Origin of the sequence: Niastella populi (assembly GCF_002078015.1) — a bacterium.
Classification (GTDB): domain Bacteria; phylum Bacteroidota; class Bacteroidia; order Chitinophagales; family Chitinophagaceae; genus Niastella; species Niastella populi.
In genome coordinates this window covers 137921-163221 of the sequence record NZ_LWBP01000089.1, presented here as the reverse complement: position 1 = coordinate 163221, position 25301 = coordinate 137921, and the positions used below count along the sequence as shown (strand labels likewise).

The window sequence follows — 25301 nt, the reverse complement described above, 5'->3', positions numbered from 1 at the left end:
ATCAAAATTAAAACTTGATGTTAAGTTTCTGCGAAACCAGTTTGTTGTCTTTATAATACTCGAAGATCCACTCTTCATTTTTCTTAAACACAATACCGCCGGCCGGGCCGCCTTCAGCGATGTACTGATCGGGTAATGATGTTTTGAGCAGTGTGAGTACTTTTTTGGGAGCGGTATCTATGAGCTGGTAACCATTGGCTGTGGCCTGTGCATACAACATGCCGGTGATGTCGGCCAATGTAGCCTGGGGCTGGGCGGCAGGAGCGGGCGCTGTTGTTTGAACCTGCTGCGTTGGCTGCTGTTGCGCCACAGCCACCTGTTGTTGTAGTGCCGTACTGTCGTAACTATATGGCGCGCTTTTCAATGCGGTGTATGAGTCTCTCAACGCTTCATCATAGGCCGCCTGCCATTCCTTCTCGCGGCTTTTGCCATCTTTGCCTTTAAAGACGATATTGCCCTGGCAGTCTTTCAACACAAGCGTAACCGTGGTAACGAAAAATCCTTTTTTGTCAACCAGATCGGCTTTAAGCGCGTTGCACTTGTTGGCAGCCAGTTGCGGGGGCAGTTCCTCATTGGCCATAAACACGGTAAATCCTTTGTCTTCAAGCAACATCTTCGTCAACGTATTCAACCCATACTGGTTCTCCGTTTTAAAGATCTCGAACTTTTCGGGCACCAGCACATACTTATAATTGTTGAGGCTGTTTTGCGCGTAGCCGGCGACGGTAATGAATACCGAAATAAATAATGCAATTACTTTCATATTAACTTGCTTCAAATTGTAACGAATATAGGAAAAGTTAACTAGTTGACGAGTTAACGGGTTGACGAGTTAACTGGTTGACGAGTTGACTGGTTGAGGAGTTGACTGGTTGAGGAGTTGACTTAACCTGCCCCGGTGAAGTCGGGGTTGAGGGGTTAGGAGCGGGGCAAGCGCTGAAACCTGTAACTGTCTTTATCTCAACAGGATCACCGTTCCCTTTCTGTGTAACGGTTGCCCGTGGTAATCCACTGCCTGTACAACGTATACATAGGTGCCTGGCTCCGCATCTTTGCCGTTGAGCTTTCCATCCCAACCTTCATTGAAATTGGTGGTACGGAATACCAGTTGTCCCCAGCGATTATACACCGCAAAGAAACCGAACGACATATACCCGGTAGGTTTTACCTTCAATTTATCATTTACGCCGTCATTATCGGGTGTGAACGCACTGGGTACAAAAAGTTCGGGACCTGCCCATCGTTTGATAAAGATCTGCGTATGTTTTTCACAGCCCTGCGGCGACACCGTATACAAATGATAAAGCTGGTCGCGGTCGTAGGTGGCAACCGGCTTTTCAATATCTGTACGGTTCAACCCAACGGAAGGAGTCCAGTTGTACTGCATACCGGGTTCCCCTCTTGCATCGAGCTGAACCGGTTGATTGAATGCAGCCAGCGTATCGTAACCTGCAAATGATTTGTTCTCATAAATAGCGAACGGACGATAAATAGTGTCTTTGCACCCTTTGTCGGTATATGTGATCAAAGTAAACGGCCGTTTTCCTTCACGGTTATGTGTTTTTGTAATGGAGGAATAAGTAGGCCCTTTCCTGATCATATCGATAAAATACCAGTTGTAACTGACCACATTACCCAACTGATCGGTTGCAGTGTAGGTAACGGGAAGATGGATACAGGAATCGCTGATCCCGAGCTGTACGATTGGCTTGGGCCAGATATCGAAGCTTTTTTCGAGTGGTTCGCTTTTGCAGCCGTAGGCGCTTTCAGTAATCAGCTTTGCATGGTGAACGCCGGCGGTGAACATGCTGCGCGGATTTTTTTCAATGGAATTCATCATGCCGTTGTCGAACGACCAGTACCATTTTGTTACTATTTCGCCGGTTGCGGCGGGTGGAAAGAACGACTGGTCGGTAAAACGGATAAGCTCGTTATTGCACAGGAGGTCGCCGATCCCAAATGCGACAGCGGGGTTGTGGCGAACCTGTAAAATGGTGGTGTTCGTATCTGACTGGCAGCCCTCTATTGTTGAAACGACCAGTTTTACGGGGTATTGTCCGGCCGCCGGTGCTATGGATGAGGGCGCGGTTTGGCTTGTATAAATATTTCCATTGACATTCCACCACCATTTGTTGATGCCGGCAATACCCATAGGAACGGAGGAACGGTCGGTGAGTGAAATGGTGGTTTTGTTTTCACAAACCGGTATGGGGTAGTCAAACTTCGCCACCGGTTTGGGTATCACCGTTACGGTTTGTGTTTGTGTTGCCGAACAGGAATTATCATTTGTTGCTTTCAGCTTTACATAAAAAGTACCGCCGCCCGGGAAACTGTATGTATTTATTGGATTAGCCGAGTTAAAGTTTTGTCCGTTACCATATTCCCAGGTGTATGTGGGGTTGAGCAAATTGGTTGAAGTGCTTGAAAAAGTAAAACTGTTACCTACCTGGCATTGTCTTATTTTATTGATATTAAAAGAAGCCAGGGGAGTGGGAATTACAGTTACCGTAAGCTCCCGCCTGAATCCTTCGCAACCAAATAATGCTTTCTGCGAAACCCAGTACTTCGTTGAGCCAGCCTGGGCGGTGGAGGGCACAGGCCCATCAAATGTTCCCGTACCGCCGGTAGCTGTAGTATACCATAACAATGTATGGCTTGGCAACGGCTTTGCCGTTAATGGATTTGCGGCATCGAACTGGCAAAGTTTTACCGGTGATTTAAAGTCGGGCGTATCGGGCACCGGCATTGGTTTTACAAATGCCTGTAACGTATCGCGGCAGCCAAAACCGGGGTAGGGCACTACATCGACATAAAATACTCCCTGGGTGGCAGGGGGCGGACTGATATTCATCGATTGCCCTGTGCCTATGATCGTTGTAAAATCGGAATTGTACCAGGTATAGGATTGAAAACCAAAAGGCGCATCGAGAATGAGCGAATTCGTTTCTATACAATAGGGTGCGGTTGCAAGAATGTTCGAGCAGGCGCTGGCAATATCCAGATAGGCATATCCAAAGTGACCGGTACGGGTACAATCAGCAGTACGAAATTCCAGTCGCACCTTATGGCCGCCGAGGCCCGCAAACTGCAGCGATGTGGGCGTCCAGTCTTTATACAGCACCGAAGAACCTACGGATGAATTTTTGAAACCGGGAAGGTTTGCGGTGGAAACATAGTCGAAGGATGCACAGTTGATCAAATTTCCGGTTTCCACATCGTAGGCCGTTACAAAGAACCGCGGCTGTTCAGGCAGATCGTGTTGCGGATCTTCAAAAACTACCGCATAGAAATAAGTGAAAGTGAATGTATCGACAGTTGTTGGTACTACGAATGTATAAGAAATGCCTTCGGCCTGCGCGCCGGTTTGTTCATTACCCAGTTTAACGGAGTAGTTTCCGCCGTACGGACAAAGCCTCGGAAATCTGCCATAATTATCCAATTCGGGCAGTGATGCTGCGGTGATAATTTCGTGTCGTCCCGGAGCGGGTTCCGAAGGAGAGAGCAACATCCTGTTTTTTCCGCCGATGGTATCGGTAGTTCCAACAAAACATTCCCAATGTTCGAAGGTACCTGATTCAAAATCAAGATTAGGCGGACAGGAAGATTGGCTATACGCTTTATTAAATAAACATAGAACAATAAAAATGCAGCTTACTGCTCTTGCCTTCATCGTCAAGGAGGTTAGTGGTTTAGGGTAGCGAAAAAGGATATACCGGGTTAAACATGGATAAGGCGCATAATTCCGGAGTAAAATAAGACCTTTTTTCAGAGAAAAAAAAGGTGGATAAAACGGGTATTACCGGCAAATCCTGCTTTTTGCACGCTTATGGGCCAAAACTGCACAGTTATGGGCCAAATCGACGCAGTTATCCAGGTATGAAAATGTTGTTAAAGCGCGTGCATAACGGTAAAGCGCGCAAGCCTGCGGTTTTAATTCCCGCGTTTCAGGCAGAAGGCACAGATACCGGAAACGGAAGAGGTTTTGCGGCTTGTGTGTATTTTGACAGGGAAGTTTGCATTGTGAAATACCGGGGTTTATTGGCCCAACGCCAATAATTTTTAATGTTATCATTTCAAAAAACATTTTATCTTTATGCCAGATAAAACATTCTCTCGTATCCAACATCTTCTGATAATCAACTTGCTTTTCTTACTCTTGATTTGGGCGCACTAATAAAGACCGTACATTAAATACTACCAGTTAATTCATTTCCTAAATCTGACACACGTCCATTTTATCCAGGGAAAAACAACGTGCTGAAAGCTGAAACTTTTTTAAAAGATGCTTTCATGATCCTGTGTGCGCTTGTTTGTTGCAATTGTTTGTAAAATCAAATTGATTTATTATGAAAGTTAATCTACCCGTTATTGCCAGCCAATTGATCAATGTGTTCTTTCAACCCGCTCTTATCTTAATTGTAAGCCTGTCGTTTATTCATGGTTGTCAGAAGAATGATGACCCCGACCTCAATTCCGTAGATATGGAATTGTTTGCAGAAGATTTCGTGTCGCCTATACAGGTTGTATCTACACACAACAGCCAAAGGTTGTATGTAGTTGACCAGATCGGGAAGATCTGGGTTATTGACCACAGTGGTTATAAACGGCCAACTCCTTTTTTGGATCTCACCAGTAAATTGATTTCGCTTAACCCCGACTATGATGAGCGGGGTTTACTGGGGCTTGCGTTTCATGAGAATTTCAAGACCAATGGGCGTTTCTTCGTGTACTATCAGTTACCACCCCGTGCGGGCGGTCCGGTTCCCGGCGCTACCTGGAATAACCTCAGCCGGGTTTCAGAATTCAATGTGATGGCCGATGTTTTCAGGGCCGACCCTAATTCGGAAAAAGTGATCCTCGAGTGGGACGACCCGCAGGGTAACCATAACGGTGGTACGCTGGCTTTTGGTCACGATCATTATTTGTATATTTCTGTTGGCGATGGCGGCGGCGCCAATGATGTAGGGCCCGGACATTTCGATGACTGGTATACGGTTAACGATGGCGGTAATTCCCAGAACCTGGAAGCGAATTTCCTGGGCAAGATATTATGTATAGATATCGATGCCGGTTCGCCATATAGTGTACCGGTTACCAATCCGTTTGTGAATAAACCCGGGCTCGATGAAATATGGGCGTTTGGATTTCGGAACCCCTACCGGATGTCGTTCGATATGGGCGAATCGAAACAACTGATCGTGGGTGATGCCGGCCAGGCTTTATGGGAAGAGATCAATGTGGCAAGAAAGGGCGCCAACTATGGCTGGAATGTAAAGGAAGGCGCGCATTGTTTCAATGCGGCCGATAATAAGAATGAACTGGCAGATTGTCCAGCAACAGACGACAGGGGTAAACGTTTGCTCGATCCGGTACTGGAACTCAGAAATTATCAGAACCCGCTGGGCGGAATGGCCACTACAGTCATTGGCGGGCATGTGTATCGCGGCAGTAATATCAAAAAATGGTTCGGTAAATATATTTTCGGCACCTTCTCTCAAACACCCACAACCGCCAATGGCGAACTGTTTATGGCCACCCCTCAATTCGGCGAGGATTTTACAGGTTTCTGGGAATATGAAAAAATTGAATTGGCCAGCCGCTCAGACCACCTCGGTTATTACCTGCGCGGATTTGGCCAGGATGAGGATGGTGAGTTATACCTCGCTGTTTCATCGAATGCAGGACCGCAGGGCAATACAGGAAAAGTGTATAAGTTAGTTGCTGCCAAATGATAAGTTAACCGGGAAGGGGGGCGAAGAATTTTCTTGCGCCCTCTTTTCCGTTTTCAACCAGGCGGCAATGGTTTTCTTTGGCAGCTTGCGCCCCCTGCCCGAAAGGTTCAGGTTGTTGATGGCAATGGTTCTGCGCAAACAGTTGGGATGCGTTACTTCGGGGTTGGCTTTATCGATCAGCGTATGGTATAATGCTTTCAGGTAATCATTCATGCTGTAGATGGCAAACGGATAGATGCCGGGTTGCTGTGCATTGTATTGAATTTGCTCGGGCATTTCCATCAGCAGGCCCAGTGTTTCGGGATTTTCGGGTGCGCCTTCTTTTGTAATCTCGTGGGCGTTTACCTGATCATAAAAGCGCTGCGCGGAAAAATACCGTGGGAGCGATGACCTGTTTAAGGGTATACAGAACCAGCAATTCTCAAAATTCTTACCTTAGCGCTGCATGTATAAGACAGCGCTTCCGGCACCAAACCTCCGCAATTATGTTGCTCTCTTCTGGGAAGGGGAACTGGCCATAGGCAGCAACCAGGCACATACGTATCATGCCACTGCCACCAGTAAGGTGGAGCTGCTTTTTTGTTATGCGGGCAATTATTTAACCAACAATGAAAAAGGAGATGCCGTTCAGGTGCCCGCCGCCTGTTTTTACGGACAGGCAAGTACCTGCAGGCGATATACTTCTACCGATACCTTCAATGGTATCTTTGGTGTTCGGTTATATGCACACGCCATACCGCTTCTGTTCAATATACCGGCAACGGAGCTTACCAATCAATATGTTGATATTTCATCGTTGTTAAATGGCAGGGGGCATGAACTAGCCGGTGAAATATTTGCAGCAGGTTCATTTGAAAAAAGAGTGACCACTATATCTGACTTCCTTCAATCACAAATACAGCAAAGGTTTGCCACGTTAACCCGCTTTGAAGCGTTTGTAACATCCCTGCACCGGTTGGCACAGCATACGTCGGTGAGTGAACTGGCCGGCGAGGTGAACCTTTCGCAGCGGCAGTTTGAAAGGCATTTTAAATACCTCACCGGTTTTTCGGCAAAAACCTATTTCAAGATAGCGCGTTTTGAAAGCCTGATGGAAACGCTTTGCTGCCCTGCAGGTAAAGTACCGCAAAACCTCACCGGTATAGCGCTCGATCTTGGTTATTACGACCAGTCGCACCTGAACCGCCATTTTAAAGAATTTACGGGTCTATCGCCTTCGGGTTTTCTGCAGCTGCAGGAAGTGGGGGAAAGGTTAACAAGTTAACGGGTTGACGAGTTAACTAGTTGACGGGTAACTTGTCAATGTCCCAAACAACGTCGTTTCGGTACAATTTCAGGCAGGCGGTAATCAGGAACTTTGCTTCAACATTAAAGTTCTGCATATGCCTGAAACAAACGACCGTTCCTATGCCATTCCATTGCTTCCCTGCACATCGATCAATGAAACGGAAAAATTTTACAAAGCATTAGGCGCCGTTGTAACGTATAAGCAAAAGATCCCCAATAATTACATCGCATTCCGGTTGAATGATCTTGAAGTTCATTTTTTTGCGCTGAAACAACTGGCGCCTGCCGGCAATTACAGTACCTGTTACCTGATGGTTACGGAGATCGACCGGTTTTATGAAACCTGCCGTGCGGGATTAAAAACGCTGTATAACAAAGTGCCATTGAAAGGAACTCCCCGGATCAACCCGCTAAAAGATATGCCCGCATATGGAGTGCGCCAGTTTATAATCGTTGATCCCAGCGGCAACTATATCAGGATAGGGCAGCCTATTCAAAAAAAGGACAGCCTGGTCTTTGCTGAAAATAACACAGCGCCGGTAATAGGCACGCCGCTGGCTAAAGCATATGAACTGGGCAGCCGCCTCGCCGATTCACATGGCGATTTTGAAACAGCGGCCCGTGCGCTCGACAAAGCGCTGGCAGCGCCAGATGTCAATGACAAATTTAACCTGCTTAAAGTGCTGATCTTACGGGCTGATGTTGCATTGCGGTTGCAGGATGGCGATCGGTTTAGTGAATTGATTAATGCTGCGGAGGAATTGATTATGACCTTTTCCGATAGTGAGGTTTTGGAGGAGAGGAGATTGTTGGCGGAGTTGAAGGCGGGTTGATAGGGTGATACAGTTGATACAGGTGATAAAGGTAATACAGTTGATAAAGTTAATAACGTTAGCGAGTTTAGCGTTTAATCGGAAGTCCTGAGATTAGGATCCTCTGTCAACTGTATCAACTCTGTCAACTTTTCAACTTATTCAATCCGTTTCAACTTATTCACCGCGTTTCAAATTACCGCCAAACCCATCTTCGCTCCAAAACGCTTTTGCTAAATGCCGAAATTCGTAGTACACTACTCTTAACATTAAACTTTTTCTATGACCAAACCGATTGCTGTACTACCAAAGGTAGCCGTATGGATACTGCTATTCCTGCCATTTATTTCAACACCAACCATAGCACAATTGAACTGGCCTGCAGGTCAGTTACTGCCGTCATTTCCTGCGCCGGCTCAAACGCAGGACCTCATCATACTGCGCGAATCATCAACGCGCTGGGAAGCCGAGGGGCCGAACCTCGGTCACAAAACCGGGCGGCTTGAAACCGATGGCTGGCTTTGCCAGACGGGCATCGATGCGGCCAATGATCATATGATCTATGGGCCCTATGATGCCACCATACCTGCCGGGCCCAATGTGGCGGAGTTCAGGATGAAGGTAGATAACAATACCGCCAACAACGACCCCATAGTAGATCTGGATGTAAGGAACGCCACTACCGGCCAGATCCTTGCTTCGCGCACCATTACCCGGCAACAGTTTCCCGTTGCTTCCAACTACACCAATTTCACCCTGCCCTTTACCATGCCTGCCAATAACCAGTCGCTCGAGTTACGGGTGTACTGGCGCGGCACTTCCTATACCAAGGTCGACTGGGTGGCGGTGCAACAAAACAACTCTTCGGCAGAAATGTATTTGTTTGCCTCGCTGAAGGGCATTGTAAACAAAACGAAGCCTCGCATTTTCTCCTATGAAGGCGATGCATTTGCAGAAGGGCCCTATACCTGGTTGCAGTCGTTGGGACTGAGCTGGACGGAACATGCCGATAAATGGACGCTCATCGGAAAATACCGCAGCGAACTAAGCGGCATCATCATTTACGATCCCAACCAGATCCATACGGTGAACCTGGCCACCATGCTGGCTAAAAGCAGGAACGCATTGATCGCTTCGCCGGCCTTATCGGCGCGGTTGACAGCAGCGCCTTACAACTTACCCGTATTGCTCGATCTGCGCGGGCAATTCACCAGCAAGCTGCAGGTATACCAAACCTTATACAACACTTACTGGCCAACGATCGATCACCGGGTGCTGGTTGGCCTGAACCCCGAGGTGCATAAAGCGGCTTTACGCGAGTATGCCACCGCGTTGGGGGCAGCCGTTATCTGGCTCGATCCCAATATTCCGGCCGAAAGCACCTTACTGAACAGTTTCCTGTCGTCTATGCCGGCCGGTTCGAATGTAATAGGCTGGTGGCCCGAGGAAGCGCCCGGCGTGCAGCGTGCCTCGCAATACGGTATTGCCACTATCGCCAGCGACTGGTGCTCGAACCTTACCGTGCACAGCGGTACTTCCAGAACCGTGAACCTGAAACCGGTTCCGCCAAAACCCGCGCTTCAAAACAAGATCTATGTAGCCTTTATTCTGAGCGATGGCGACAACCTGCAGTATATCGAGCACCTGATGCGCAAGCTCTGGAACAATCCCGACCGCGGTTCGGTACCCATCGGTTGGACCTTATCGCCCGCCATGCTCGACGCCATGCCGGGTGCGTTGAACTTTTATTCGCAAACAGCCACCAACAACGATAACCTGATCTCGGGGCCCTCGGGATATGGGTATGCCTACCCCAACAGTTTTCCCAATCAAAGCCTGTTGAACCAGTTTGTTGCCAAAACCGAAGATTATAACAAACGCGCCGGTTTTAAAGTGGTCACCATCTGGAACACCATTACCGGAGGCATCAACCAGAATGTTGGACAGGCCTTTGCCACCCATGCGCCGACCCTGCTTGGGTTAACCGCTCAAAACACGGGCGGGGGGCTGACGATCTACAATAACAGTTTACCGGGTATGGCGCTTTCCTGTAACTATTGCACCAATGAACAGGCAATGAAGGACCATATCGCTTCCGCTTCCAATGGCTGGAACGGTACGCAGCCCCGGTTCGTGATCATACAGGCGCAGCCCTGGACGGATGTAAAACCAACCAATTTTAAAAATGTGGCCAGTTCGCTCAATTCAAATTATATAGTGGTAAGACCCGATCATATTTTCCAGCTGATAAGAGAAGCGAACGGGTTAATGGTAAATCCCGCCACCATCACTAAGAAGGGAGATATGAACTGCCGTATTCCCGAAACCGGGGTGGCCAGTTATTGAGTTATTCAGTTAGTAAGTTATTGAGTGCTGCGTTCATTTAGTTCTCAGTTCTCAGTTCTCAGTTCTCAGTTCTCAGTTCTCAGTTCATAGTTCATAGTTCATAGTTCATAGTTTCCGGTTCCGGGTTTTAGTTATCCAGTTATTCAGTTCGGGCTGTATTCGCTTCAGCCTTCAGCCTTCTGCTGTATTCACGTGAAGCCCTGTATTCGCCTGCAGCTTACAGCTTGCAGCTTACAGCTTATAGGTGTATTTTTTGTCAGGAATGGCCATTATAGTTAATTTGGTGCTGCAACCAGGACGAAACTGCACAAAATTTAGCAATAATGCCCCGGCATTTTGTTGCGGAATTTGTCTTTAACGGTACGCTAAACCCAATTTCAGCCTAAAGTGCCAGAGAATGAACGTAAACTCACCGGAGAACGAAAGGGAAGGTGGATCATTTGACGAATTGCTGTTTGACGATGCTTCCTTTGAGGTGTTCTTTAAAAAGCATTTCCTGCCATTGTGTGCGTATTGCCAGTTCAAGTACGGCCTCGATCTTCAAATGGCCAAAGAAGTAGTGCACACGGGGTTTATCAAATTATGGGATGCCCGCAAAAATCTCGCCGCCGGCGTTTCGCCCAAATCATACCTGTATAAGATCATTACCAACAATGTGCTCGATCTGTTGAAGCACCAGCGGGTGCGGCAGCAATATGTTCAATTCGTGTTGCAATCGGCAAAGGAAGGGATGGAAGCTGAAGATTTCGACCGGGTAGATGTAAAAAAGCTGCAGGCAGATATAAATGCCGCCATTGCAGAACTGCCCGAACAAATGCGCCGCATTTTTGAAATGAGCCGTTTTGAGGGGCTGAAATATACCCAGATCGCCGAACAGCTGAATATTTCCGTAAAAACCGTGGAGACGCAAATGAGCAGGGCATTGACGAAGCTGCGTGAAAAGCTGTCAGCCTATCTTTCTACAATCATTATCATCTTGATTCTCACCATACTGTTAAAATAAATAAAAAATTTTTAAATGCGCTGTAAGGGTAAATCCTTTCAGGGTCGTATCAATAAATAGTGCATGGAACGAAATAATCAAATGAAGGAGCTGATAGTCAAATACCTGATCAATGAACTGAGTGAAGAAGAGTGTTCGCTGTTGGTTGAATGGATCAATTCAAACGAGGAAAACCGGCATTACTTCAATAATATAAAAGATACCTGGCACCTGACCGCTGTTAAGTTAACAGAGCAGGTGAGCGGGGAAACCGAATGGCAAACGTTTAAAGAAACGATTGCCGCAAGGGATGCAAAGGTTATTGCTATCGATGAGCAGCCAATGCACGATTATGCATTGGCAGAAGAGGAGAGCAGCGGGTTCAAACGTAATATTTACCGCAGGATGTGGCTGGTTGCCGCGGCCGTTGCCGTTGCGCTGTTTATTGGTTTAGGCTGGAATTACTTATTTACGGGAAATGCACAACCAGAGGTGGTAACGAAAACCGGAACCGCTGATGAAGCAGTGAAACCCGTAGTACAGCGGGAAGTGAATACGACGGACAGGGAAAAGAACATAACACTGGCCGATGGTTCCATGATCGTCCTGTTCAATAACAGTGAGATCACATATGAAAAAGACTTCGCCAGGCGGCAGATACAACTAACCGGGAAAGCGTTATTCAGGGTGGCGAAAGATGCGGCAAGACCGTTCACTGTTGAAAGCGGAGCTATTGCCACCACGGCGCTGGGTACTGAATTTACAGTTACGGCTTACGCAGGAAAAGAACAATTGACGGTAAGGCTGTATAACGGGAAGGTGGTTATAAAACCAACTGACAAGGCCAATAGTTTAATGAAAAACAATGTGTTTTTGACACCCGGACAGGAGTTCGTATACGGGCCCGACAAAACACTGGTAAGAACGTTCAGGAGCAACGATCAACCGGTAACAGCAGGTAGCCATAATACAGCTAAGGATAATCCTTCTTTACCGGTCAATGCCAAAGGCTCATGGCACATGTATAACAACCAGAGCCTGTCGCAGGTGTTCGATCATTTGTCGGGCATGTATAAAGTGACGATCATGTACGAGGAGAAAGATGTGCAGAAGAAATATTTCGTGGGGCAATTCAAAACAACCGATTCCATAGCAACGATATTGAATTTGATAACCAAAGCCAATAAATTAAAATTCACAAGGGAAGGAAATACCTATATCATCCATCAGTAACCATACCTTTTACCAGTTTAACCAGTAATTAGACCATATTTTTTAAAAACGGTGCCCCGGGCAGGAGACTGCTTCAACCCGGGCAACAGGGCCGTATTATCTAAAATTGTAAGCTATATGAGATTAACGATTGTTAGATCCAGGGCTATTATATTGCCCCTAATCCTCCTCAGTCAACTATTACTTCTATCGCAAGCCAACGCACAGCAAAGGACCGGCACGGTCACCGGCGTTGTTACCAATGAAAAGAATGAGCCGATACCAAACGTTACCGTGGTAGCACGGAACGCGGCGACCAACTATTCGGCCGGTACCAATACCGATACTGCCGGCGTGTTTACATTCAATAATGTACCTGCCGGCGGGCCGTACAACTTTTCATTTTCGGTAGTGAACCACAAAGCGCATAATATGAACGGCTACACCCTCAGGGAAGGAGCTTCTCTTTCGCTGGTGGTTACCCTGCAGGAGATCGAGAGCTCGCTCGAGCAGGTAGTGGTGGTAGGTTACGGCACCCGTAAAAGGAGTGAGGTAACCAGCTCGATCGTGAGCGTTAATGCCGATGAGATCCGCTCACGGCCCGTGCAGAACGCCATGCAGGCCATACAGGGTAAGGCTGCGGGCGTGGATATCACTTCGAACGAACGTCCCGGTGAAATAGGCAGTATCCGCATCAGGGGCGAACGGTCACTGGCCAGCAACATCAATGAACGGATCAATGACCCCCTTTATGTGGTTGATGGAATTCCCCTCAACTTCGGAAGCATAGCGGCGGTGAACCCCAATGATATTGAAACTATCGACATCCTCAAGGACGCCTCTGCTACCGCTATTTACGGATCGAGAGGCGCCAATGGCGTAATACTTATCACCACGAAAAAAGGTAAGAACGGTTCACTGAAACTTGACTATGTAGGTACCCTTACCGTTGAAGACATCCAGGACCGCATGGAACTGATGAACTCGGCGCAATATATCGATTTCCGCCGCGATGCTTACCGCCGGGTGAAGTACCTGAACCCTGCGGCGCCGGCCAATTCAACCTATCCCGATAATCCAACCATGGCCGACGACCAGCGGATCTTCGGCCAGGATGCATACGCCTGGGCCAACGTGCAGAAAGGCTGGGCCAATGGTTCCTGGGACGGCAGCCTGGTGCCAACCACCGACTGGCGCAAAATGGTAAAGCAAACCGGTGTAACGCACGACCATATCGTTAGCGTTAGCGGCGGTTCGCAAAAAGTGAGAGCCTATGCATCGTTTGGATACCTGAAACAGGATGGAACACAACTGGGACAGGACTTCACCCGGTATTCTTCCAAATTCAATATAGAGATCAATCCCGTTAAGTGGTTCAGCATGGGAAGCTCCATTACTGCTTCCTATGGCCTGCAGAATTACGGGTTTGCCACCACCAACGCTACCGGGCCCGGCTCATTGTATGCGGCCGCATCGGGAATGCTGCCCTATGCCATACCGTACGATGAGAACGGAAAACGCATCAACTTACCGGGCGGCGATGTAAACATACAGAACCCTATAGGCGAAGAAAAATACAATATCAACCTGCGTAAAACGCTGCGCGCCATGGGCGCCTTCCACCTCGAGTTAATGCCCATCAACGGGTTGCGCTACCGTTTAACGTTCGGTCCGGATTATAATAATTATTACAACGGCCGCTGGATGGATTCCATGTCGATCAACCGCGGCGCCGGCCAGTCGGGCTCAAGCAATTATGCCCAGCTGAACCAGACCAACGGTTTTTCATGGACGCTCGACCATTTGCTGACCTATAATAAAACCCTTGGCGGCGTACACGATTTCGGCGCCACCTTCCTGTACAGCGCAACAAAGGTGCGCCAGGAAAACTCTTCCATGACGGCCTCCAAATTGCCGTGGTCGAGCCAGAAATGGTATGCCCTGAACTCGGTAAGCGCACTCGACGCATTCAGCACCGGCCTTTCGGAGAATTCACTGCTTTCGTATATGGGCCGGGTATTCTATTCTTACAAAGGAAAATATTTCATCGATGCCTATACCCGGTGGGACGGCGCTTCGCAGCTGGCCGATGGCAACAAGTGGGCGGCATTCCCTGCAGCATCGATTGCCTGGCGTATTAGCCAGGAGGCATTCATGGAAGATGTAACCTTTGTAAACAACCTGAAGCTCCGCCTCGGTGTAGGTTCCGTGGGCAATTCGGCGGTGAATCTGTATCAGACAAAGGGTGGCCTGCAAACATTGTATTACACCTGGGGCCCGATGGTTGAAGCAGGGTATGTTTCTTCCGATCCTTCTTCTGCCAACCCCACCGTAATGGCCAATAAAAACCTGACCTGGGAACGCACCCGCTCAACCAACCTCGGTATTGAATATGGTTTGTTCAATTCAAGAATAAGCGGTTCAATAGACCTGTACGCTTCCCGGTCAACCGGCCTCATCAGCCAGCGGCCCATACCTGCATTGTTAGGTTACACCACAACCATCGACAACGTGGGTATCACTACCAACAAAGGCATCGAGATCACGTTAAATACAAAGAATATTCAGCAAAGGGATTTCACCTGGACCTCAGGCATCAGCTTTGCCGTCAACCGCGACAAGGTTGTTGAAACGGCCAACGGGGCGGTGGCCGACCTTACGATGAACTGGTTCCCCAATAACCGCATCAACGTTATTTACGACTATGAAAAAGCGGGCATCTGGCAGGAAGGCGATAAGGATGAAATGGATAAGTTCAATGCCAACCTTGCAGCTAACAGCCAGTTCAGGCCCGGCATGATCAAAGTAGTTGACCAGAACGGCGATTACAAGATCGACGCCAATAACGACCGGAAAGTGGTTGGGAACCTTCAACCCAGCTGGAACGGCGGCCTTTTAAATGAATTCACCTATAAGAACTGGAGTGTGAACGTGTTCATGTTTGCCCGGTGGAACTTTTATGTACGAACCGGTGCAGAAGCGCTGCAGGGCCGTTTTGCCCAGCGCGTGCTGAATTACTGGACGCCCGCCAACCCAACCAACGATTATCCTTCACCGAACTATAATAATGCAGCCGGCGATACCTACCGTGCAGCTATGAACTACCAGAACGGTTCATTCATAAAGATCAGGAATATCACACTGTCGTACCAGATGCCGCATAATCTTCTCGACAAACTGAAAATGAAGAATTGCCGCATTTATGCACAGGCCATGAACCCGGGATTGATCTATAGCAAAATTGACTGGATCGATCCGGACCTGGGCGGTTCTACCTGGAACAGAGGTTTTGTATTTGGTGTAAATGCCGGTTTTTAATTAATAACGATTAATACTTACATATGAAATACTTCAAAATATTTACTCCCGTAGGCGCATTGGCACTGGCGCTCGCTATTGGAGGTGGCTGTAGTAAGTCATTTTTGAACGAAGAACTGATCACTGCAAGAAGCACGGCAGATTATGAAACAACGGCGGGGCTCGACGGGCTGGCTACCGGTATGTATCAAAGCCTTCGTTTTCATTTCAACTACGAGTGGGCTTATGCCACCACAAACTATGGTGTTGACGAGTTTACCGTTGGCGGCGACCCCACCATGCAGATGTGGAACTCTTATGATGCCAACCTGAATTCACTTACCGGTGATGTACGTACCGTTTGGGATAACATGTACGGGGCCATCAACTCTGCCAACATCATTATCCAGAACGTGCCTACTTATTATGAAGGCCCTAACAAGAACACCAGGCTGGGAGAGGGGTACTTTATGCGTGGCTTCAATTATTTCAAACTGCTGAACCAGTATGGCGGCGTACCGTTGAAACTGCTTCCATCGACATCGGTTGAATTTGAATTTACCCGCAATAGCGAGCAGGAAGTGTTTGAACAGATCCTGGGCGATCTGAAGCAGGCTTATGATCTGCTGCCGCCCACAGCGGCGCAAAGAGGCCGTATTACCAAATGGGCGGCCGCACATTTCCTCGCAAAGGTGCATTTGTTCAGGGCCAGCGAAGCATATAATGGCTGGAACAGTGCCACTAAGGCCGCCGACCTCGATGAGGTTATCAAATACGGCAACGAGGTGATCAATACCAGCGGTCATAAACTGGCAACCAATTTCGTCGATCTCTGGAATTATACCGGTCCCGACGCCGCCAATGAAACAAATGCAGAGATCATCCTTTCTGCCCAGTTCAGCAGTAATACTTCTACCCAGGGTCGTTATGGCAATCAGCTGCATTTACATTATCCGTCGGTTTACCAGAACCTGGCCGGTATGGTGCGCGATCTGCCCGGCGGCCGCGAGTTCCAACGCCTGCGTTCAACCGATTACGCCCTGGATGTATTTGACCGCGTAAATGATTCGCGTTTCTGGAAGAGCTTCAAGACCCGGTATCTCTGCAACAACCCCAATGGCGCACCCAAATGGAATGCTACCTATGCCCCCACGCCCGCACAGGTGGGTGTAGCAAAATTTACCGGCGGACAGGAGTCTATTCTATATATAGTAAACAATGCCGGCGACAACCGCTATACGTCGGATAATATAAACTTTCGAGCACCGCATATGTTTGTGCGTTATTTCAATGGCCAGGCCGGAAATATGTTGGGAAACCATGGAAATTACAGCGCCTCCCGTTATGTAGGTTTGTCGAAATTTGCCGATGGATCACGGGAAACGGTAGCATCGCAGTTCGGCCGCCGCGACGGAATACTGGCGCGCCTCGCCGATACCTATTTAATGGTAGCCGAAGCGTATGGCCGTAAAGGACAGTATGTCGATGCATTGCCTTTTATCAACGCGCTGCGCGACCGCGCGGCTTATAAGAATGGCGAGGACCGTGATTTTTACGTTGACGGCGGCGTGGCTTACAAAACCAATGCAGCCGCTAATACCGCAGCATTTGTTTCCTACAGCGACCGGAACACGTATTACGAATCGAACGATATCGCAGTGCCCACCACGGCAAGTACTTTAAGCGATATGCACATCAATAATGTAGGCGAGATCTTCAGCTCAACACGTGAATTCTACAGTTTGCTGAATGCCGGCAGCGATGCCAGTAAATTCCTGCAGTTTATTTTGAATGAGCGCTCACGCGAACTCATAGGTGAGTTGACGCGGTGGGAAGACCTGACGCGCACCAAAACACTGGTGGCCCGCTGCCAGGCGTTCAATGCCGAAGCAAAACCGGCCGCCAAGGATTACCTGAGGCCCATTCCTCAGTCGTTCCTCGATCAGATAAAGACATCGGGAAGACCATTGTCGGCTGAAGAAAAAGCCGGTATGCAAAACCCCGGCTGGTAATTGATTGCTGATTGTTGATGTCTGATTGCTGATTTTTAGATTTAATACCAGGCCCGAAACTTTATATAAGAGTTAAGGTCCTGATCAATATGTAAGGTGGGATCTCATAAGGATTCCACCTTTTTATTGCTGATTGCTGATTTTGGGATTTGGAGATTTAGAGATTTTGAGATTTCATTTAAATTTCAGCCTTTTGATAAATCCCGAAATCATAAATCATAAATCGAAAATTTTGGAGCTATCTGTCGTGATTATTCGAAGTAACAGTACTACACTATAAAACAAACTATAATGCATCGAAATTTTTTCAATATCTGGTATTGTTTTTGCTTGAAAGATGCCATACTTTGCGAGAAGTATAAATTCTAATCCATTACCAATGAAAATGAATGTCCCTATTGTTATTGGCATAATGGCTGTCTTTGCATCCTGCACAGCTTCATACCAGGCACAAAGAACTGTCTGGACTGTACAGGAAGTACAACAGTGGTACAACAAAGACACAGCAAAAGCCAACACTAATTGCGTATTGTACCGGGGTTCCGACACCCAGCAACATCATTTCCTGACCCAGTTTATTGACAAATGGGTCTTCCTCACCATCAAAAAGAACGAGCTGGCCATCCCTGAAGAAAAACCATACAAGGTTGATTCAGCAGTAAAGTTGGGCTACTATTATGTAGATCCCAATAATCGCTTCGTAAAAATCAAGGACTTTAACTAATTCGGCAGTGATGACCGGGTAATTATACGTTTACCAGCCCGGGTTAAATCCCTGTAATATTCCACATAGGCACAAATTTCCCTGGCTTCGTGTATTAAATGCACGGGTTGGCAAATGAGGGCCGTTTAAATCAGGGTTTTGTCCTATGTGGTTTAAATAAATATAAGCTGAACCATTGCATTTGTTATACCTAATAGTTAAATTTCTGCTTTAATCTAAAATCCGATACCATGTGGAAATCACTTGCCAACACCCAACGTGTATTTCAGGGAGATAAGATCCGCTTCAACAACTCTCCCCGCGAATTCAACACCGACACACTTTTCCAGGTTGTTAAAACCGATGAGCACTATTTTGAAGTGCAGCCCATTGCACCGGAAAGCGATCCCATTCAAAACTTCGCCAAAAAGATCGTCAGGTACTTCGACATCGGTTATTACATTCAGATCGAAATTTGGAACGATGAGCCAGTGGTTGTTTAGAAAAATTTATGCATTCATAAAATAATGTATAAATTTAATAAATAACATACCTTAGCCTCGCAGTAAACAACTTACACCGCCTTTGCAGCCGTGTGATATTTTTGAGGTGATCGTTTCCGTATGCCCTGCGCGTACGTTGTTTGCGACTCTTTGATTTTCGGTTATACTTCCCCCTGCGAACCCCCTTATTACAGTCCGGCCCATAGCACTATTTGTTTTATAACCAATAAAAGAGTGTATATGCTGGACAATCTATTTAACCTCGTAAAGCAGCAGGCCGGGGATGCTATTATCAGCAACCCTGCAATTCCCAATCAGAAGAACGATGAAGCCGTACAGGCGGCAGGCAATTCTGTTGTGGACACTCCGATCATGAAAAAGATGCTTGCCGGCGCTACGCTGCTTGTATTGTTCTGCACCTCCGTTGCTGCCCAGCTTCCCGGGATAAATAAAAATGCCGCTGCTTCTCCCGGCCGGTTACTGACCCAGTTCACCAGCGCATTAAAACCCACCTCCTTTCTCAGTACCTGGGCCGGCGCCAAAGAGGGTATATTGGGCAATGCCCGGAAAGCCGCCACTGCGGTAGACATAGCCAATACCGTTAGCTCGCTCATCGGGTTCATAAAACCAGAGATGTTCAAACAGGGCAGCACTGCCAAATCGCTTATGAATGTGAGTGGCAGGATAAAGACCATGTCCGATGCGGCAGGTTTACTTAAAAGTTTGGAAAACGGTTTAAAGCCGGAAGCATTTACCAGTAACTGGGCCGCAGCAAAACCGGGATGGTTGAGTGCGTTGAGTCAGTTGAAATAAAACAGTACGTAGATCTTCAGGTGCCGGCATTTACCTTATGGCCGGCATTTGATATGCCTGACGCCTGCCGTTTAATTTATATAGAGGAACTTTTCTGATCACCGCTGAAAAAATTATGCCTGCATTACTTTTTTGGCCGCTTCCTGAATTATGTGCAGTGATCGCTACAATATTTTTTTTATTAAATTCATTGTATTAAATTAGTGCCACAACGGTAATTTTCACAACCGATTGATCATACACTTTGCTCTCTCTGCTGAAAACTCTGGCAGAAATTTTTATTACACTATTTAATGGATTGTTTTTTTGGTAGGGATCATGGCCTGTGGCATGGCTATGGCATAGTCTTATAATTAAACGGCATCAAGAACATGAGTGAGAAATCTGTGCTGAAAGATCAATGGTTGAAAGATATTGTACCTGATCAAAGAACGGGGCAGTCCTCATTTACCTATAGCGGCCTTAATTGCCGCAACAGTAACCATGCAAACGAATGTTTTACCATTGCCTCGGCCAGGTTGCGTAACGTAAACCGCTGGAATGAATACGCCGGAAAATCTACCGCTACTTTTCAATTGTTCGATGAAACAGGCAACACCGTGAACAGACCGGTTCAAAAAGCCGATTACCTGCGGATAAATATCCCCGGGCCCGATAATCCCGATGGGGATGGGGCCGACTGGGTACAGGTGCAACAGGTGGGCGAGAAGCTGGCTGAAGAACGCCAGCTGGTTTTTATTACCGTAAGGGCAGCATCGAACCCCCTGGTGAAGGATACAACAACAACCCATTTTTTCGACCAGCCGGCAACCTCCACATTCGTGGTGTATAGAAAACAATTGACCATTGTGGCTATCGTTTTCGGAAGAAATGAACACAGCAATCCACAGAGTTCAAATCTTATCGCCAGGATCAGGAACTGGTTCGTGTACTTAGGCGCTCAACTGGGCCTCGCTAACCTGCAATGGAAGGCATTGACCCTTGGGTTATTAAAATAGACCAGTATAACTTTTTTTAAATAAACGACGCTGTATGATCCGTTTTATTTCAATTGTCATTTGCTGCCTCAGTGTATATCTATCTTCCTGCGATAAGTTGCATTGTGAGCCTGAATTTGACCGGCTGGCCACGGTTTTTAAAGATGATACCTTTCAGCTTACCGGCGTGGCCATTTCATCACAGGGGCGCCTGTTCACCAATTACCCTTTATGGTCTGACATCTATAAATATGCAGTGGTGGAAGTGGGCGGGGAAAGCAATGGACCCAAACAGGAAAATCACTGGATGTACAAACAGCCGTATCCCAATTTGTATATGAACAGCTGGCAGGCCGGTGAGAACGGGAAAGACAAATGGGTTTGCGTGCAGGCGGTTTATACCGATGATAAGAACAAATTGTGGGTGGTAGACCCCGCATCGCCAAAAATGGAAGGCGTGTATCAGAACAGTCATAAGCTGGTGAAAATTGATCTGGCCACCAATACCACTGAACATACTTATTTCTTCGACGGGGTAGCGGGGCCTAATAGCTATCTAAACGATGTGCGGATCGATAACAAACGGCAATACGCTTACCTCACCAATTCGAATGAAGGCGGTATTGTAGTGGTGAACCTGGCTTCGGGAACAGCCCGGCAGGTATTGCAGGATCATCATTCCACCAAATCGGACCCGGCATTTACATTCATTATTGACGGGCAGGAACTTACAAAGAACGGCCAGCCTGTAAAAATACATTCTGATGGTATTGCGCTTACGCCAGATGGTGACTGGTTGTATTACAAACCGCTTACCGATGATAAATTGTACCGAATTCGCACCGAACACCTGCGTAATGATGGTATGAGCAGTGAAGCGCTGGGCGCAAAGGTTGAAGACCTCGGTCATTTTGTTCCAACCGATGGAATGATCTTCGATCGTAAAGGCAATTTATACCTTGGGGATATGCGCACCTATTCGATCAAAAAGATAAGCCCCGACCTTAAAATGCAAAACCTGATAACGGATGACCGCCTCATTTGGCCCGACAGCTATTCGATTTCAGAAGACGGTTATTTATACATAAGCTGTTCACAAATTCAAAAACAACCTGAATACAACAATGGTGTGAATAAACGTACCGCGCCCTATGCTATCTACAAACTAAAGCTGCCGTAACAATGTTCATTCATTTAACTTTTGTTTTATGTTTGTCTGGCTAATTTCAATAGTATTCCTGATAGGGATAGTTGCATTTTTAATATTTGCAATTGGAAAGAAGAGGAAGGGGGAAGACCTGGGAGAAAGAAACCAGCAATAGCTTAGTTATATAATAAACTTCTTATACTCTTCAATTTTCTGCATGAGCCTGTTTGCCAGGAATTCATTTCCATCTTTCAGTTGGGTATGGGATGATTCTGGCTTCTTCTATGTAACCCAGTTTTTTCTGGTTGTTCCAATAATAGGGTGGGGCATACAGGTTGCAGATCCTGTCGGCCATTTTAACGGCCCAAATCTCTTTGGGTTGCGCTTTGATGCGGGCAAGGCTGTCGGCCATCTGCTGGTCTTTTGGTTTGTGTTTATCTTTTGTTAGTGCAAGAACACCGGCTGTAATTTGTTCGCCGAAAAGCTGTTTCAATTCATCGATGGTAAGAGACGTGTCTTCAATGGTATCGTGCAGCAGGGCGCAGCTTACCGCCAGTTCTCCATCGAAATCGGCTGTGTGCTGCATGGCGTTTTGTATTTCAAATACCACGCTGGCAATATGGTTGATATATTCAATTCTTTCATCCTTTTGCGAACCGCCATAGGTTTGTCCGCTGTGTAAAATGGTTACTTTTTGCCAGATGTTTTGCAGCTTATCGATGCTTAGGTTAGTTTTCATTTAATCTTTTTGCGTAATGTAATTTATGTTAGCAATTTAATCAGTTGAATTAGATTGTAGCGGGCTTTTTTTCGTAAATTTTCGAAATATTACCTCAGTAACAAAAATTAAAAACAATGAACCTTCCTCAACAAGTGGCCAAACATTTCAGAGAGGTGTATTTGGGAGATAACTGGACCGATGTGAACCTGAAAGACAGTCTGGCCGGTGTAGACTGGGAGCTGGCCACTACGCAGATCTATTCCTGCAATACGATCGCTACCTTGTTGTTTCATATGAATTATTATGTGAGCCGGGTACTGCCGGTATTCAAAGGACAGCCGTTCGATGCACATGATAATAATGCATTTGATCACCCGCCTGTAAAGAACCAGGAAGACTGGGATAACCTGCAGAAAAAAGTATTTGCCGATGCAGAGGCTTTTGCCAGCGAAGTAGAGAAACTGCCTGAAAGCAAATTCGGGGAGATCTTTGTAAGTGAGAAATACGGTAACTATTACCGCAATATACAAGGCATCGTTGAGCATAATCATTATCACCTCGGGCAGATCGTGCTGTTGAAAAAGATCATCGGGCAGTTGGAATAAGACGGTTTGTTGTTTGTTGTTTGTTGTTTGTTGTTTGTGGTTTGTGGTTCTTTTATTTAGGAGATGCCCATTATTTTCATGCCTCGCTGGTTTCCGTCATTATAAAAGCCTGGTACCAGCTATGCCGGCTAATGCGGCAATAAGCGTATTCAGAAAATTTACCTGGTCGTTCTTTAACCAGGCTTTGCGTTCGAGTGAGGCGCCGAGCAGGGAATCGGCCATATTGCCAATAAAACCGGCCACCACGATCCAAAGGGCCAATACGCTATATCCATAAGCGATCGCAAAGACCCCCGCGATCAGGGCGCTGCCGGCAATGCCCCACAAGGTGCCTTCCAAACTTATTACCCCGTCGAGCCCGCACTGGTCTTTTTTTAAGGTAAGAATATTGTAGAACGATCTTCCATACACGCTTCCCATTTCAGAAGACAGCGTGTCGGCGCTGGCAGAGGCGAGCGACGCGGCTGCGGCCAGTTGCCATAAAGATGCCTGTTGCGGATACATCCAGGCCAGTAGGCCGGCTAATGCGGCCACACCGCCATTGGCCAGCACCTGCCCGGCGTTTCGCCGGCCTTTATTATGTTCTGCAATACCCAGCTGTTCTTTTCGCCGGCGGCCAAAAGCAGTGGCGGCCGTACCGGCGACAAAAAATGCACCCAGCATGATGATACCGGTAATACCTGCGCCTTTATACAGCAATGCCGCCAGGCAGCCGCCTGTAAGTGCACCAGCTACCGTTAATTTGCGGAAAACGATGCTGGCGGCTACCATGGCGCAGATGAATAACAGAACGATTATGTCGGTGGAATGCATTGGGGCAAAAATACAGGAATACAGCTAAAAGCTGAAAGCCGAAAGCTTAAAGCGAATACAGGTGAAAGCAAAAAAGTTAAATGTTTTAAGTTATAAGTTTTAAGTGAATACAACATCGCGCTTCGCGCGTAAACTACTTATAACTTACAACTTACAACTTACTACTTAAACAGCCCTCCTCATCGTCCGGGTAATACCGGTTGCCGCACTTTCGTCGGCACCGCGGTTATCGATTCCAGAAAAGCAATGAGATCGGCCTTTTCTGCTTTGGTAAGATTCAGCTTTTTTATCAGCGGGTCTGTTTTGGGAAACAACGGATCGTTTTCCTGTGCGGGTTTTGGCCTGATAGGCATACCCGAATTGTAAATATTCAACACACCTTCGATATTATCGAACAACCCGTTGTGCATCCAGGGCCGGGTGCGAATCACATCGCGCAGCGATGGCGTTTTGAATTTGCCTACATCTTCGGGTTTGTGAGTGACTTTATATCTTCCTAAATCTTCATACTCGCGGCCAAAATAGGTGAGGCCGATATTGTGAAATGAATTATCGGTTAACAGGGGACCGTTGTGACAGTTCATACAACGCGCTTTTGTACGAAACAGGTGAAGGCCACGCAATGCAGCTTTGCTGAATTCAATGGTATCACGCACGGCCACGAATTTATCGAAAGCGGCTTTGCGGCTCACCACCGTTTTTTCAAATGTGGCGATCGCTTCCGTTACTGTTTCGGGATTTATCTCAGGCGAACCAAATGCTTTTTGGAACAGGGGTTTGTAGGCAGCTATTTTTTCAAGGGTGGAAACGGTTGCGCTCATACTGCTGTGCATTTCCGATTCGCTGTTGATGGGGCCAAATGCCTGATCGGCGAGGCCATTGCTGCGGCCATCCCAGAAAAGGTTTTTGTAAAACCAGCTGTTCAGAATGGTGGGTGCATTGCGCTTGTTCATTTGCTGGTCGTGACCGGCCGATTTTTCGCGGCCATCCGTCCAGGACAGATCAGGTACATGACAACTGGCGCAACTGATTTGTCCGCTCCCGCTCAGGCGCGGATCGAAGAACAACAGTTTGCCTAACTCAATTTTATCTTTCAGTACATCAAATTGAGGTTTCAAAGGGCTTTCGGGCACAATGCCCAGTTCGGTCCATACCACGCCACTGTCGATGGTTGGCTTTGGCCAGTTTTTGGCGGGTTGGGAATACCAATACAGGAGTGTGTCTTCATAGGTTTTCACCCAGGAGGGATAAGCGGGGTCAATTGTGTTGCGGGTAAATGAGATACAAATACCTGTAACAGCCGTAATGAGGAATAGAATAAATGCTTTTTTCATAGTTC

At 47.2% G+C, this 25301-nt stretch carries 20 protein-coding genes; 14 read left to right on the top strand and 6 right to left on the bottom strand.

The genetic code is table 11. The features are described 5' to 3' along the window. Positions 1 to 7: 7 nt before the first annotated feature. Together A4R26_RS09825 and A4R26_RS09820 are read right to left on the bottom strand one after the other, a co-directional pair. Complete coding sequence (locus A4R26_RS09825; RefSeq protein ID WP_081163608.1) at positions 8 to 763, bottom strand: hypothetical protein; 756 nt, start codon at positions 761 to 763, stop codon at positions 8 to 10. A 192-nt stretch (positions 764 to 955) separates the two neighbouring features. Continuing rightward, complete coding sequence (locus tag A4R26_RS09820) at positions 956 to 3670, bottom strand: PKD domain-containing protein (RefSeq protein ID WP_081163607.1); 2715 nt, start codon at positions 3668 to 3670, stop codon at positions 956 to 958. A 676-nt stretch (positions 3671 to 4346) separates the two neighbouring features. Between A4R26_RS09820 and A4R26_RS09810 the strand changes: the two genes are divergently transcribed. Continuing rightward, positions 4347 to 5732, top strand: coding sequence for a PQQ-dependent sugar dehydrogenase (locus A4R26_RS09810; protein ID WP_081163605.1), 1386 nt, complete (start codon positions 4347 to 4349; stop codon positions 5730 to 5732). Here A4R26_RS09810 and A4R26_RS09805 read toward each other — a convergent pair. Next, a complete protein-coding gene (locus A4R26_RS09805) occupies positions 5715 to 6014 on the bottom strand; it encodes a hypothetical protein (protein ID WP_081163604.1) in 300 nt (99 codons plus the stop codon). The two genes, A4R26_RS09810 and A4R26_RS09805, sit on opposite strands and share 18 nt — an antisense overlap. Before the next feature lie 163 nt (positions 6015 to 6177). Between A4R26_RS09805 and A4R26_RS09800 the strand changes: the two genes are divergently transcribed. From A4R26_RS09800 to A4R26_RS09745, 12 genes are all read left to right on the top strand, one after another. Further along, a complete protein-coding gene (locus tag A4R26_RS09800; RefSeq protein ID WP_081163603.1) occupies positions 6178 to 6996 on the top strand; it encodes a helix-turn-helix domain-containing protein in 819 nt (272 codons plus the stop codon). 118 nt (positions 6997 to 7114) lie between these two features. Beyond that, entirely contained in the window at positions 7115 to 7852 is a 738-nt protein-coding gene (locus A4R26_RS09795) for a bleomycin resistance protein (RefSeq protein ID WP_081163602.1), read from the top strand. Between the two features lie 261 nt (positions 7853 to 8113). Beyond that, positions 8114 to 10177: a GxGYxYP domain-containing protein gene (locus A4R26_RS09790; RefSeq protein ID WP_081163601.1), complete on the top strand. Its 2064-nt coding sequence runs from the start codon at positions 8114 to 8116 to the stop codon at positions 10175 to 10177. A 397-nt stretch (positions 10178 to 10574) separates the two neighbouring features. Continuing rightward, the gene (locus A4R26_RS09785; RefSeq protein ID WP_081163600.1) at positions 10575 to 11180 is read left to right on the top strand and encodes an RNA polymerase sigma-70 factor; all 606 of its coding nucleotides are present in this window, start codon (positions 10575 to 10577) and stop codon (positions 11178 to 11180) included. Between the two features lie 63 nt (positions 11181 to 11243). Then, on the top strand, positions 11244 to 12392 hold the full coding sequence (locus A4R26_RS09780) for a FecR family protein (protein ID WP_081163599.1): 1149 nt from the start codon (positions 11244 to 11246) through the stop codon (positions 12390 to 12392). Positions 12393 to 12509: 117 nt separating this feature from the next. Then, positions 12510 to 15689, top strand: a complete 3180-nt coding sequence (locus A4R26_RS09775; RefSeq protein ID WP_081163598.1) for a SusC/RagA family TonB-linked outer membrane protein — start codon at positions 12510 to 12512, stop codon at positions 15687 to 15689. 23 nt (positions 15690 to 15712) lie between these two features. After that, the gene (locus A4R26_RS09770; RefSeq protein WP_081163597.1) at positions 15713 to 17680 is read left to right on the top strand and encodes a RagB/SusD family nutrient uptake outer membrane protein; all 1968 of its coding nucleotides are present in this window, start codon (positions 15713 to 15715) and stop codon (positions 17678 to 17680) included. 379 nt (positions 17681 to 18059) lie between these two features. Continuing rightward, entirely contained in the window at positions 18060 to 18404 is a 345-nt protein-coding gene (locus tag A4R26_RS09765) for a hypothetical protein (protein ID WP_081163596.1), read from the top strand. A 230-nt stretch (positions 18405 to 18634) separates the two neighbouring features. Continuing rightward, positions 18635 to 18886: a hypothetical protein gene (locus A4R26_RS09760; protein WP_081163595.1), complete on the top strand. Its 252-nt coding sequence runs from the start codon at positions 18635 to 18637 to the stop codon at positions 18884 to 18886. 240 nt (positions 18887 to 19126) lie between these two features. Continuing rightward, the gene (locus A4R26_RS09755; RefSeq protein ID WP_081163594.1) at positions 19127 to 19699 is read left to right on the top strand and encodes a hypothetical protein; all 573 of its coding nucleotides are present in this window, start codon (positions 19127 to 19129) and stop codon (positions 19697 to 19699) included. Positions 19700 to 20070: 371 nt separating this feature from the next. Further along, complete coding sequence (locus A4R26_RS09750) at positions 20071 to 20697, top strand: hypothetical protein (protein WP_081163593.1); 627 nt, start codon at positions 20071 to 20073, stop codon at positions 20695 to 20697. A gap of 34 nt (positions 20698 to 20731) precedes the next feature. Then, the gene (locus A4R26_RS09745) at positions 20732 to 21856 is read left to right on the top strand and encodes an L-dopachrome tautomerase-related protein (protein ID WP_165760215.1); all 1125 of its coding nucleotides are present in this window, start codon (positions 20732 to 20734) and stop codon (positions 21854 to 21856) included. A gap of 205 nt (positions 21857 to 22061) precedes the next feature. Here A4R26_RS09745 and A4R26_RS09740 read toward each other — a convergent pair whose 3' ends face one another. Then, entirely contained in the window at positions 22062 to 22562 is a 501-nt protein-coding gene (locus A4R26_RS09740) for an HD domain-containing protein (protein WP_207625721.1), read from the bottom strand. 116 nt (positions 22563 to 22678) lie between these two features. Between A4R26_RS09740 and A4R26_RS09735 the strand changes: the two genes are divergently transcribed. Beyond that, positions 22679 to 23149 (top strand): DinB family protein, encoded by a 471-nt coding sequence (locus A4R26_RS09735; protein ID WP_081163592.1) that lies wholly within the window; start codon positions 22679 to 22681, stop codon positions 23147 to 23149. 99 nt (positions 23150 to 23248) lie between these two features. On the opposite strand, the gene A4R26_RS09730 is transcribed toward A4R26_RS09735, so the two are convergent. Continuing rightward, positions 23249 to 23962 (bottom strand): DUF92 domain-containing protein, encoded by a 714-nt coding sequence (locus A4R26_RS09730; RefSeq protein WP_081163591.1) that lies wholly within the window; start codon positions 23960 to 23962, stop codon positions 23249 to 23251. 179 nt (positions 23963 to 24141) lie between these two features. Beyond that, entirely contained in the window at positions 24142 to 25296 is a 1155-nt protein-coding gene (locus tag A4R26_RS09725; protein WP_081163590.1) for a cytochrome-c peroxidase, read from the bottom strand. Between the last annotated feature and the right edge of the window lie 5 nt (positions 25297 to 25301).